This is a genomic window from Paenibacillus sp. FSL K6-1230 (assembly GCF_038002385.1).
GTDB lineage: Bacteria > Bacillota > Bacilli > Paenibacillales > Paenibacillaceae > Paenibacillus > Paenibacillus massiliensis.
The window spans coordinates 4721299-4732941 of the sequence record NZ_JBBOCK010000001.1 but is presented as its reverse complement, the minus strand read 5'-3'; the positions used below and the strand labels follow the sequence as shown (position 1 = coordinate 4732941).

Annotated in this window: 15 protein-coding genes; all 15 read left to right on the top strand. The window is 48.1% G+C overall.

The window, feature by feature from the left end:
• Window positions 1-12: 12 nt before the first annotated feature.
• The 15 genes from MKX74_RS20765 to MKX74_RS20695 all read left to right on the top strand — a co-directional run bounded on the left by MKX74_RS20765 (window position 13) and on the right by MKX74_RS20695 (window position 11509).
• Window positions 13-477, top strand: a complete 465-nt coding sequence (locus MKX74_RS20765; protein WP_341179695.1) for a phage tail tube protein — start codon at window positions 13-15, stop codon at window positions 475-477.
• 28 nt (window positions 478-505) lie between these two features.
• Window positions 506-916 carry a phage tail assembly chaperone gene (locus MKX74_RS20760; RefSeq protein WP_341179694.1) on the top strand — a complete coding sequence of 137 codons (411 nt, stop codon included), beginning with the start codon at window positions 506-508 and terminating at the stop codon, window positions 914-916.
• Between the two features lie 240 nt (window positions 917-1156).
• A complete protein-coding gene (locus tag MKX74_RS20755) occupies window positions 1157-1681 on the top strand; it encodes a hypothetical protein (RefSeq protein WP_341179693.1) in 525 nt (174 codons plus the stop codon).
• A 65-nt stretch (window positions 1682-1746) separates the two neighbouring features.
• The gene (locus MKX74_RS20750) at window positions 1747-4359 is read left to right on the top strand and encodes a phage tail tape measure protein (RefSeq protein WP_341179692.1); all 2613 of its coding nucleotides are present in this window, start codon (window positions 1747-1749) and stop codon (window positions 4357-4359) included.
• Complete coding sequence (locus MKX74_RS20745; RefSeq protein ID WP_341179691.1) at window positions 4352-5026, top strand: LysM peptidoglycan-binding domain-containing protein; 675 nt, start codon at window positions 4352-4354, stop codon at window positions 5024-5026. Before MKX74_RS20750 ends, MKX74_RS20745 begins: the two co-directional genes overlap by 8 nt.
• A gap of 16 nt (window positions 5027-5042) precedes the next feature.
• Window positions 5043-6008: an XkdQ/YqbQ family protein gene (locus MKX74_RS20740; protein ID WP_341179690.1), complete on the top strand. Its 966-nt coding sequence runs from the start codon at window positions 5043-5045 to the stop codon at window positions 6006-6008.
• Window positions 6009-6260: a DUF2577 family protein gene (locus MKX74_RS20735; protein WP_341179689.1), complete on the top strand. Its 252-nt coding sequence runs from the start codon at window positions 6009-6011 to the stop codon at window positions 6258-6260.
• Window positions 6257-6673, top strand: coding sequence for a DUF2634 domain-containing protein (locus tag MKX74_RS20730; RefSeq protein ID WP_341179688.1), 417 nt, complete (start codon window positions 6257-6259; stop codon window positions 6671-6673). Before MKX74_RS20735 ends, MKX74_RS20730 begins: the two co-directional genes overlap by 4 nt.
• The gene (locus tag MKX74_RS20725) at window positions 6651-7742 is read left to right on the top strand and encodes a baseplate J/gp47 family protein (RefSeq protein ID WP_341179687.1); all 1092 of its coding nucleotides are present in this window, start codon (window positions 6651-6653) and stop codon (window positions 7740-7742) included. Before MKX74_RS20730 ends, MKX74_RS20725 begins: the two co-directional genes overlap by 23 nt.
• Entirely contained in the window at window positions 7735-8316 is a 582-nt protein-coding gene (locus MKX74_RS20720) for a putative phage tail protein (RefSeq protein ID WP_341179686.1), read from the top strand. The genes MKX74_RS20725 and MKX74_RS20720 overlap by 8 nt, the downstream gene beginning before the upstream one ends.
• Window positions 8313-8594, top strand: coding sequence for a ketopantoate hydroxymethyltransferase (locus MKX74_RS20715; RefSeq protein ID WP_133569347.1), 282 nt, complete (start codon window positions 8313-8315; stop codon window positions 8592-8594). The genes MKX74_RS20720 and MKX74_RS20715 overlap by 4 nt, the downstream gene beginning before the upstream one ends.
• Before the next feature lies 1 nt (window position 8595).
• Window positions 8596-10110, top strand: coding sequence for a pyocin knob domain-containing protein (locus tag MKX74_RS20710; RefSeq protein ID WP_341179685.1), 1515 nt, complete (start codon window positions 8596-8598; stop codon window positions 10108-10110).
• Window positions 10111-10190: 80 nt separating this feature from the next.
• Window positions 10191-10574 (top strand): hypothetical protein, encoded by a 384-nt coding sequence (locus tag MKX74_RS20705; protein ID WP_341179684.1) that lies wholly within the window; start codon window positions 10191-10193, stop codon window positions 10572-10574.
• 3 nt (window positions 10575-10577) lie between these two features.
• Window positions 10578-10805 (top strand): hypothetical protein, encoded by a 228-nt coding sequence (locus tag MKX74_RS20700; protein ID WP_341179683.1) that lies wholly within the window; start codon window positions 10578-10580, stop codon window positions 10803-10805.
• Window positions 10802-11509, top strand: coding sequence for a M23 family metallopeptidase (locus tag MKX74_RS20695; RefSeq protein WP_341179682.1), 708 nt, complete (start codon window positions 10802-10804; stop codon window positions 11507-11509). The genes MKX74_RS20700 and MKX74_RS20695 overlap by 4 nt, the downstream gene beginning before the upstream one ends.
• Window positions 11510-11643: the final 134 nt, after the last annotated feature.

The window sequence follows — 11643 nt, the reverse complement described above, 5'->3', positions numbered from 1 at the left end:
GGGGAATCTTAAATGTTCATGAGTGTTGAAGACGCGATCAGCGGAAAGATGGCAACAGCCCACGCAACAATCGAAGGTGAGGTACATGAGCTTTTCTATGCAAAAACTGGAGAAGCTACAGTTGAGAAAAACAAAGTAGACGTCCCGATCCTTGGCAAGACTAACACCCCTCAACGGGGGGCAGGATGGTCGGGTAGCGGAACATTAACCGTGTATTATGTATCTTCGGTTTTCCGCAAATTGATGATTCGGTACATTAAGACAGGCCAGGATTTTTGGTTCGATCTGATGATCGTGAATGAGCAACCAGGGTCAGCAACAGGTAAGCAGACCGTAATTGTCAAGGAGTGCAACTTAGATTCCTTGCTGATTGCGAAGTTTGACGCCACGACTGACGATATGCTTGATGAAGAACTACCCTTTACGTTCGGCGATGTTGATATGCCAGATGAATTTAATACTATTACAGGAGCCTAATCGGCCCTTACTCTAGGAGGATAAAATCATGAGTTTGCAGGAATTTCTGAATGCTAACCCAGTGGACGGTGGTATCACTGATGAGGTAGTTGTTTCGCATCGTTTCGTAGGGAAGGATAAGAAGCCACTTCCATTTACAATTAAGGCCATGACAGATGCGGATTTTAACGATTTACGCAAAGCATGCATGACGATCAAAAAGGGCCGCAAGGTGGAATTCGATGCACAGAAGTTCAACTTGCAGATGGTTATTCGGAATACCGTGAATCCTAATTTTCGGGATGCGGAGAGCTTGAAAAAGCTCGGCTGTAATAGCGCTGAAGAATACGTGCAGAAAGTCTTGCTTGCTGGTGAGGTAGCCACCTTGTCTGCCAAGATTAATGCCCTCAGCGGATTTGATATTGAAATGGAAGATCTAGTTGAAGAGGCAAAAAACTAATAAAGGAGGACTCGGACGCAGGTTATGCGTACTATGTCCTCCACCAACTAAAAAAATGGCCGAGTGAATTCTTAGCGTTGCCGATCCGGGAGAAAGCTTTTGTGATTGCCGCTATCAATGAAAAAGTGGAGAAGGAAAAACGGGAACAGAACAAGCCCAAGCCTAAAGGGAGGGAAAAATAACCCTGATAGATATTTCCTGTGGTAGAATGTAGGAAAATCGGGTCGGGAGGTGCGGCAGTTGGGTTTGTTCTCTGGGAATAATATTCGAAAAGAGTTTTCGAAAATGGTGAATGGCTACAATTCGATTTTTTCGGTTCATGGATACTTTCAACAGACTGGTTTGCCTGTAGAGAAGCAGGGTCTTTTAGGTTTGGTGCTACAAGATGATAGAGTAATAATTCTTAATGCAGAACATGAATTCATCCTGAAAATTGATCAAATCAAAGTAGTTGAATTCAGGTCTGAAAGAGAAACTGAAAGAGAGCTTCGGACAAGTGCAGCAAGTAGTATCATCGGAGGGGTTGTTTTAGGTCCCGTTGGGCTTCTCGTTGGATCACAGCCCAAAAATAAAAAAATAAAAGACATAATAATCAGCAGCCTGACTTTTTCATACGTTAACTCCAAGGATGAAACCTCTACTATTGAGATTTTATACAAGACAACAGGAGATAGCATTCCAGGAGACATGAATAAATTATCCAACATGATTAATGAGGTAATCCTGAAAGACAGGAAACCTTCGACCAGAATTGTTGAATTATAGTATTTTTATAATGTAGAAGTCATCCTTGTGATGGCTTCTATTTTTGTTGGGAAGGAGGTAGTCTTATGCCTACTATTGCAACCCATTTAAGGATGATGGACAGATTCAGTGCTCCACTGAGGCGAACCAACAATCAAGTACAGACCGCAATCACAAGCATGGAGCGCTTTCGCCGATTAGTAGAGCGGCCAGGGAGAAACATTGATGTAAAAGTACATGTAGATGATTCGCAAGCAATAAGCGCCGCATCTCGTATACGTAACCAGATATCTTCTCATCTTAGTGGGATCGAGGCAACTGTCCAACTAAGGGTAAATGGTCAACTCTCAGGGGCGATGGGGAGCCTTGACACTTCAATGGACCGTTTGCGTGTTGAGGTAAACCGCTTAACACAAGCGTTACAGAATGGAGGGGGTCCTGGTCCTGGCACAGGTGGTGATGATTCTGGAGGTTTCATTTTTGGAGGAGCCGGAAAACTGATGGGCCTTGCTTTGGGTGCAATTGGTGGAGCTGCGCTAATCAACGGTACTGTGGGAGGAGCTGCACGGCAGGAGCAGATGCAAGGTAGCCTACAGGCTCAGACTGAAGCGGATCCCGCACAGGCTACAGCGATGCTTCAGGGAGTCAACAGCATATACGCCGCTGGTTGGGGTGAATCCCTTGCTGGCATCAGCAGTGACGTAGCAACGGTCAGGCAGAACCTTAACGGCTTATCTCAAAGTGCAACCACAGCATTTACACAATCTGCTTATGCTGTACAACAAGTATCCAGGGGACAGACGGAAATAGGTGAGCTGTCAAAAGTCACGCGTACACTCATGGGCAATTTTAAGGACCTGGGCGAAACGCAGGCACTTGATCTCATTACGACGGGATTCCAGCGCGGAGGGAACTACGCAAACGACATGTTGGATACGGTAAATGAGTATGCAGTACATTTTGCAGGACTTGGCATGACTGCTGAACAAATGGTTGCTACGCTGTTAGCTGGGGGTCAGAGCTCGTGGAATTTGGACAAGGTAGGGGATGCGGTAAAAGAAAGTTTCATCCGTATGCAAGACCTATCTGAGGGCAGCTCAGGAGCGTTCAAGGCATTAGGTTTAGATGCTAATCAAATGGCTGCTAATATCGCTGCAGGTGGCGATAAGGCAAACCAAGCATTCCAGGCAACTCTCCTTGCCCTTGGAAACTTGGGCAGCGATTTGGATCGCAACACGATTGGCGTACAGCTCTTCGGGACCCAGTGGGAAGACTTGGAGGACAAAGTAATACTTGCGATGCAAGCAGGCCAGGCGGGACTTGAGGGATTTGAAGGAGCTACAGCCCGAGCAGCTGAAGCGTTACAAAAAAATCTCGTGTTTCAGGCTGAACAGTTGAAACGGAATTTTGTTTTAGCCCTAGCTGGAACTGGAGGAGCTGCGGCTGAGGCGATAGCGCCGCTAATCGCTAGATTAAATGAAGCATTTGAGACAGGTAAATTCCAGTCATTCTTCAATTCTCTTGCAACAGGACTGGATATCATATCCCAGCTCACTGGAGCGGCTATGACTCTTGGAGGAGTTATCATAGAGAATTGGCCAATCATCGGACCTATTGTATGGGGGATTGTTGGTGCTCTAGCAGCGTGGAAAGCAGAAATGGTGGTTGTTAATACACTATCATCTATTAGTGCCACTAGAGAAGCAGTAAGAGGTGCTGCAACAATGTTAGCCACTGGAGCCACAATTGCAGCAACAGCTGCACAGTGGGGGCTCAATGCTGCCTTAATGGCTAGTCCTATAACATGGATCATACTTGCTATCGTGGCCCTGATCGCGCTGTTTTATCTTGTGATCGGAGCCATCAACAAGTGGTCAGGCACATCACTATCCGCGACGGGTATGATCGTTGGAGCACTGGCCGTTGCTGGAGCTTTCATAGCCAATTTGTTCATTGGTCTATTGCAGATCGTATTCGGCGTCATCGAATACTGGTATGGCTGGTTTCAGGCTATCGCCAACTTCCTGGGGAATGTGTTCGACGATCCAATAGGGGCTGTAATCAAATTGTTTGGCGATTTGGCTGATAATGTCCTGGGCGTGCTGGAGCGTATCGCACAAGCAATGGATACGATTTTCGGCAGCAATATGGCGGCTACTGTGGCTGGCTGGCGAGGTGATCTATCCTCCATGACGACTATGGCCGTGAATAAGTACGGTAACGGCAAGTACGAAGAAAAGTTCAATGACTTGGATATCGACAGCATCATTGGGGACCTGGGCAGATTTGACTACGGAAAGTCATGGGATACTGGGTACAATTGGGGCGATGGTGTAGGTGCAGACAGCGAAGGATCTGCCGCTAACACTGCAGCAAAGGCAGCGGCTAAAGAGGCATCTGGCGGGTCAGGGGCTGCATTTGGTACAGGCAACAGTAAGCTGAACAGTATTGACAAGGTCGGCGAGGTCGGAAAGATCAAAGATACTGTGGATGTCTCCAGCGAGGATCTGAAGACGCTGAGAGAGCTGGCTGAAATGAAGAATATTCAAAACTTCGTAACTCTTCAGCCATCCATTCAGTTTACTGGTGCCAATAACTACAACAGCGGTTACGACATGGATACGATCATTGGCCGCATTGACGACTACCTGCAAACAGAACTGGCTTCTAATGCATCGGGGGTGTATGGTGTTGGCTGAGTATGCGATATACCTAAGCTACAATAACCAGGAGGAAGGGTTTCAACTTCCTATCGTTCCGGGGAAAATCGAGATTAACGCCGGAGGGAAAGGTGAGACTTTCGACGTTTCCAAGCTGGGTGAAATTAATGTAATCAAGGACCCAGCACTGAAGGAATATAGCTTCGAAAGCTTCTTCCCTGCGAGTCCGATGCCGTTTACGAGTGGCACTGTGTTTGAACCATCGTTTTACAGAGATTTATTAGAGAAGTGGATGGGGACCAAACGCCCTATCCGCTTTATTTTTGTTGGATCGACTTTTGAGATTAACACGCCAGCCAGTATCGAGCAATTCGATTGGTCCGAACAAAATGGCACGGTGGGTGACATATTTTTCTCACTGAAGCTGAAGGAGTACAAATTTTACTCGGCGCAGAAAGTCGTCGTGCAGCAGACCACCGCAACACCTACAGGTAGCACTACCGCAGTCGCTAAGAAAAAGGCGCGGCCCGACAACAGGAATAAGCCGAAGACATACACCATCAAGACCGGAGATACGTTGATCGGCGTTTCCCGCAAGGTACTGGGGGACGACTCAAAGTGGAGATCCATCCAGACAGCCAACGGCCTTACGGATGTGCAGCTAAAAGCATTGCCTGTTGGGAAGGTGCTCAAAATTCCAGTATAGAAAGGAGGAAGCGCCTATGGAGCTCCTGCTGGATAACAAAAATGGCCGTGTATGGGATGTGTCCCAGATCGTTGCAGATGCGACTTGGACAACCAAGCGTATTGGAGCTGCCTCATCGTTAGAATTTACGATGATCAAAGGCGGGATCTACCAAGACCCGTCTTTTGCTATAAACAATGGGGATGTTGTCCAGGTGACAGACGGAGATTGGAACATCTTCTACGGCTACGTATTCGAAATATCGGAGTCCAGGGACGAGAGTGTGTCAGTGAAATGTTACGATCAGATCCGCTACCTAATGGGCAATGACACTTATGTATTTGCAGGTGCCAAGGCCAACGAGGTCGTGAAGCGGATTGCTGCCGATTACGGGCTGAAGACTGGAACACTCCAGGACACAGGATACGTCATCCCTTCGTTGATACAAGACAATAAAAAGCTGCTCGATACGATCTGGATGGCTCTTGACCTGACGCTAATCCATTCCGGACGGAATTTCATTTTCTTTGACGACTTCGGGAAGCTCATGGTGCAGAATCTATCTGACCTGAAGGTAGATGTAGGCATTGGTGACGATAGCCTGATGTCAGATTATCAGTACACAAGGTCTATTGATTCCGATACCTACACGAAAATAAAGATTGTCCAAAGCAACAAGAAGACAGGTAAACGGGATGTCTACATCGCTCAGGACAGTGCCAATACAGCCCGATGGGGCCAGCTACAGTTGTACCAGGTGGCTGACGAGAAGCAGAACGCTGCTCAGATTAACCAATTGTTAAGTCAGCTGGCCCAGCTCAAAAACCGTGAGACACGCAGCCTGTCCCTTGATGCTATAGGCGCTCCTGGTATTCGAGCCGGTTCTTATGTCCCGGTTGTAATTGAGGAGCTCGGCTTGAGTCAGTATTTTTCTGTAGATGAGTGTTCCCACTCATTCGAGGGGGCGCTACACACAATGAAGTTGAAACTGGTGGTGACCTAAATGTCTCTTTCCGACACACTTAAGATGTTAAGCAAGACTACGAATGATGCAGGGAGCCCGGCAGGCGTGTATTACGGTACGGTAACCGCTTCGGATCCACTGGCCATTATGGTCGATCAGAAGTTACCTTTGCCCAAGGAAGCCTTGGTGCTTCTCAAGGGATCGAGCTACAAAGTAGGAGATTATGTCGTATTGCTACGCTTCCAAGGAGGTAATCAGTACCTTGTGCTGGGGGAGGTCGAGACCGAATGATTCCTGTAGGTGCACTTCTTAATGAGGAACAGATTACGGAGCAGCAGCAGCCAAGCTACACCTATCATGTCGATTTTGCAAATAAACGAATAGGCACTTACGTTGACGGTCTGGAGGCAGTGAAGCAGGCCGTCATTTTGATATTGTCTACGGATCGCTTTCAGTACTTCGTTTACAGCACGGATTACGGTATGGAGCGGATCCCATTTGTAGGAGCTTCCCAGGCTGTTGTCAGGTCCGAGCTGCGCAGATGCGTGACAGAAGCGTTACTTCAGGACGACCGCATATCTGATGTGCGAGACTTTCAGATATCGTTCAGCGGTGACGAGGTGCTGGCCACTTTTACCGTGGTTACGGAATTCGGTAATTTCGAGCAGGAGGTGAAAATGAATGTACGAGGATCGCACCTTTGATAACATCATGACCGAGATGCTTGCCACTGTTGATGATAAATACGATAAGCGCGAGGGGAGTATTATCTATAACGCTTTGGCTCCAGCCGCGAAGAAGCTGGCTGAAGTGTTTTATGAGCTCAGCATTGACGTGAATCTTTATTATGCAGATACAGCCACGGGCAGCTTTCTATCACGCCGCACAGGTGAGTATGGCGTTAATCGTCAGCAAGCAACTAAGGCAGTTCGCAAGGGCACGTTTTACGGTTCAGGTGACGCGCTTATTGATATTCCGCTACAGACCAGGTACGCATTGAGCAATTCTAGCAACGAGGCTACCTATGTTGCAGTGCAGCAGATATCTACGGGGGTATATCGCTTGGAGTGTGAAACGCCTGGGATCATCGGCAATCAGGAGTTTGGGCAGCTCATCCCGGTCACCTATGTATCTGGTTTGGTTCGTGCTGAGCTGTCTGATGTGCTTGTACCTGGCGAGGAAGCTGAAGCTGATGAAGTGCTGCGCACCCGATACTATGCGGAGATGAACGAACCGGCTTTCGGTGGAAACGTAGCGGACTATGAACAGAAGATCAACAAGATACCGGGAGTCGGTGCAACGAAAGTCTACCCGGTATGGCAAGGAGGCGGCACTGTCAAGTGTACAATCATCGCATCTGACTTCAATGCGCCCTCAGCGGCGCTTGTGGATGATGTACAGACCATCATTGATCCGATAGTAAATAGCGGTGAAGGAATGGGGCTTGCTCCGATTGATCACACGGTCACCATTGTGGGAGTATCGGAAGTCACGATAAACATATCGTCGACTATTACACTGGAAGGCGGATCCTCTATCGGTTCCGTGCAATCTGACGTGGAGGCTACCCTATCAGACTATTTGCTGTCGCTTCGAGAGACATGGGCAGACTCCACTACAATCGTTGTGAGAACAGCACAGATCGACGCTAGGATACTAGACATCAAAGGCATTGCAGATATAGCAAATACTCAGATCAATGGCATGGCGGGTAATTTGACGCTTACGAGTGACCAGATTCCGGTCATGGGGACGGTGGTACTCAATGAATGAGTTAATCAGGGCATTGCCACCTGAGCTTCAGGAGATTGAAGAGTTTCAGGTTATAACGGAAGCGGAGCTGCCGCAGATGCAGAAGCTCACAGACATGGTAGACCAAATACGGAATAACCAATTCATCCTGACGTCAGATGTACAGGCCACTAAACGCCGTGAGCAAAAACTTGGAATACAAGCAGATCCCACGACTGAATCACTAGATTTTCGGAAGATACGTCTGATCAACCGTATGAGCACTAAACCGCCTTTTACTGTTCGGTACCTGCAGCAGCAACTGGATAACCTAGTGGGCGAAGGCTTGACCATTGTCTCAGTGGATTATGCGAATCGGGTGCTTACGATTACTGCGAATATTGACAACGCACCTATTTTTAACGAGGTCGAACGCACTGTGTCAGTGGTCAAGCCCGCCAATATGGTTTACCAGCAGCAGACATCCATTGAAGACGCCATTGGGATAAATGAGAGGATGTCCTACCGAGCATTGACTCGACGCACCAAATTAGGATCATGGGGTATTGGTACAATTCCATTCGCAGATCAGGGGCCGGAGGTGATCGTTAAATGATTTCATCAACATTATTAGCTGATCTTGCAGAAGTCGTGAATGGCAAGATTGCTAAAGTTGTGCTTAATGATGCCGTGGAGCTGCCTGATTTTGCAATCAAGCGTGTGGACGGATCCACTGTTGCCATGCAATACATTATCCCGGTATCAAGCGTATCGTTGGTTACTAATATCAAGTTGAAGACCAGCACGGACGAGATGCTTACAGATAACAATGTCCACGTCCCTATCGCTTCGGATACCCTGCTGCTGCACACATTGTCCATAAAGGAGGTATAACATGCCCTACAACGGCAAAACAGACTGGCAATACGATGATACGGTCACCGAAACTGATCTAAACCGTATCGAGCAGGGCATTGAAGATGCCTATACCGCAATTGATAACATCCACATTGAAGATGGATCGTTAACCCAGAAAGGGATCGTGCAGCTTACGAACGATACGGAAAGCACTTCGCAGACACTTGTGCCTACGGCAGCTGCCCTATCGGACGCGTTGCAGCAGGCCAAAGATTATGCCGATAATGAGATCGGGGCAATTCCCGGCGCGTCTACTGTTGCAGCTGGTATAGTACAGCTTTATAACGGCGTAAATAGCACGTCTCAGACGATGGCTGCAACCGCGAATTCCGTTAAATTTGCTTATGACTTGGCGAATAGTGGTTTTGTTCCTCGTGGTGCGGCTCCTAACGATTTTAATAGCGCTGCAACTGTAAACGGATCATACACTTATGCCAACGGAGGTTCTCTTAATGCACCCGGAGGTATCACAGGTGCTCAATTGTACGGTGTTTTACAGGTTGCGGTTGCTGGGTCATATGTCACCCAAAGGTATACAGCCGTGGTTACCGGAGAGATTTGGGAACGTAGTCGCACTGAATCTACATGGGCCCCTTGGAGACAAGTTATGACATCCTTTGGCGGTAGAATGACAGGTTCTTTGTCCGTAGATGCGGGAACTCTTGGTACGACAGCAGGTAGTCAGTCAGACACGGCTTATTTTGGGACTAACACAGGTAATGCGACAGGGCTTTTTGTCCGACAGACCCGTGTAACGAACGGCAATAACTGGACATCATCTGCTACTGACTTGCAACGCCGGACCGACTCGACGGACCAAGCGGTTCTAAGGTTTGAAGGCGACGACGTGAAATTCCAGAATGCTGACGGAAGTTGGACATCGTTACGCAGTTTAAAGCAACTCTCCAGTGATCAAAAGACCAAATGGGCTAGCGCGATCACTGGAAAAGGCGGTACAGCTAGCTCAAGCATGACCTCAGATCAGCTCTATGCTGCGACAATGGCATTAGTTCCGCGTGAAATTTATGCGGATCAGTCGTACGATGTCAACTTTTACGATGGTTCCCAAGAGATGCGGCGCACTTTAGTAACTCTTCCAGCGGGACTATCGAAGATCATCTTCACAGCACCGGACACGGCTAGCTGCCGGTCAGGGGTGAGTCCAAATTCCACGAGCAACCAAAACGCGAATATTGCGTCTCAACTCCTGCTCGTGGATGCTGCCGGCAATTATGTTGATGTATGCACCTACGCGCTCAACGGCACGCTGACTCCAGGATTTAAATACAGATCGAACCTAAGTTTTATTTATGACGCAATAGCCAGGACTGTTCGAGTGGTCGAGGACACAGGGGGACGGACTGTAAATCTACCTGTCGCATTCAATACAGCAGGCGCGCTATCCATACAATCAAGATTTTATTGGGCTAATTCCTCAATGGGGCAAATCGGTATGTCAGCGAGGATAGTGGGTACATTCAACTGTATGTAATTCGTAAGCGCAGCCTAATAGGTTAGCGGTATTTTTGTGCCCTCTCGTTGGGGGCTTCTTATATTGAAGGGGGAAGCAGAATGACAACTACACCAGAAGGGGTGAGAGAAGTGCCTGAAACGGATTACAGCTTTGTAACGGAGATCCGCGTGCAGCTGGCCCGGATTGAAGAGACTTTAAAACCTTTATCGGCCTTGGCGGCATCGCTAGATAATGTAAGGGATACAGCGCGGGAAGCCTTGCGACTCGCTCAGCAGGCTAATCAGAAGATTGAGCAGTTAGAACCAGCCAAGGACACAGCAGATGAGGCCCTGCGTAACGCCAATGCTGCGTTGAAGACTTTAAGCAGCCAGGCTGATGATCAGAAGTGGTTCAGACGGACGTTTTATGGATCGGTAATTACAGCGGTGGCGGGGGCCGTGGCAACTGCTGTATGGGCGGCGATTAAGTTAGGGGGTGTCTAGACCGTGGAGAATGATATCTTGACGCTGGCGGCTCTGGTAGCGGCCTATGTGGGAGTCGCAAAGGGATTCGGTCTAAAAAAACAGTGGACTAACGTAGCGGCTGTGCTGATTGCAGCCGTTTTTGTTTTGGTCCCGGATTGGATACAGACCTATTTAATACAGGTATCTGTTATCGGCCTCAGTGCGACCGGCGCATATCAATTTGCTAAGAAGGGCGATGAAAAACAATGAGCAATCCATTTAAAGAGTATCGGCTAACATCACCATTTGGCCCGAGGATGCACCCGGTTGACCATGTCCCACGTTTCCATCGTGGCGTGGATCTGGTGCTTGAGCCTAAGGACAGCTACGGCCCGATTAAAGCATTCACTTCAGGTGAGGTCCTGCATGCCAAGATGGGGGCCACGGGTTCAGGATTCGGGAATATGGGGAACGTGGTTGCTGTGCAGGATGACAAGGGTTACCTGCATGTGTACGCGCATTTGTCTAGTATAGCGGTCAAGGTTGGGCAGCAGGTAGACCAAGGACAGGTCATTGGACGCCAGGGCAGCACAGGCAAGTCCACGGGGCCGCACCTGCACTACGAGATCCGTAAGGCTGCTTCGCCGTCTTATGGATATACAGCCACTGAGGCGGGTGTAGTGGAACCTACGAAGTATTTACAAGACTACTACGGGCAACAGCCCAACAAGGAGGATATACCAATGACAGCAGAAGAACGGAAGTTATTTGATACGTTACAGGCGACAGTGAAGCAGCAGGCCACAGCGATTGCCAAGCTGGAGCAGCAAAATTCCATGTCTGGGATCCCTGCATGGGCAAAAGATGCATGTGTAGCTGCCAAAAAGGCAGGTATTGTCGATACGACATCAGGTCGTAGCTATGATTTTTATAGTTTGCTGACTGTGATTCATAGGTCGAAAATCATTCAATAAACTTTCTGATTCTGTGGAAGTCCAAAACACTTTGTTAGGTGTAAGCCTAGCAGGTGTTTTGGATATATCTATATGTCGGAAAATTTCATAGTGTTTGAAAATGCTACCAACCTCTTATAATCAATTGCGCCAAA